General features: G+C 57.2%; 1 rRNA gene. It reads left to right on the top strand.

What is annotated here, in order from left to right:
• Window positions 1-683: ribosomal RNA gene (locus tag ABD156_RS47770) — 23S ribosomal RNA — on the top strand; the annotation flags it as partial.

The raw sequence follows: 683 nt of genomic DNA, 5'->3' as shown, positions 1-683 counted from the left end.
AGGACGGAAAGACCCCGGGACCTTTACTATAGTTTGGTATTGGTTTTCGGTTCGGCTTGTGTAGGATAGGTGGGAGACTGTGAAGCGCTCACGCTAGTGGGTGTGGAGTCGTTGTTGAAATACCACTCTGGTCGGATTGGGAATCTGAACCTCGGACCATGATCTGGTTCAGGGACAGTGCCTGATGGGTAGTTTAACTGGGGCGGTTGCCTCCTAAAGGGTAACGGAGGCGCCCAAAGGTTCCCTCAGCCTGGTTGGCAATCAGGTGTCGAGTGCAAGTGCACAAGGGAGCTTGACTGTGAGACAGACATGTCGAGCAGGGACGAAAGTCGGGACTAGTGATCCGGCACCTCCTGGTGGAAGGGGTGTCGCTCAACGGATAAAAGGTACCCCGGGGATAACAGGCTGATCTTGCCCAAGAGTCCATATCGACGGCATGGTTTGGCACCTCGATGTCGGCTCGTCGCATCCTGGGGCCGGAGTAGGTCCCAAGGGTTGGGCTGTTCGCCCATTAAAGCGGCACGCGAGCTGGGTTTAGAACGTCGTGAGACAGTTCGGTCCCTATCCGCCGCGCGCGCAGGATACTTGAGGAAGGCTGTCCCTAGTACGAGAGGACCGGGACGGACGGACCTCTGGTGTGCCAGTTGTCACGCCAGTGGCATGGCTGGTTGGCTATGTTCGGA

This window comes from Amycolatopsis albidoflavus, from assembly GCF_039525725.1.
Taxonomy (GTDB): Bacteria; Actinomycetota; Actinomycetes; order Mycobacteriales; family Pseudonocardiaceae; genus Amycolatopsis; species Amycolatopsis albidoflava.
Note: the sequence above shows the minus strand (reverse complement) of the source record. Positions and strands in the feature narration are given on the sequence as shown.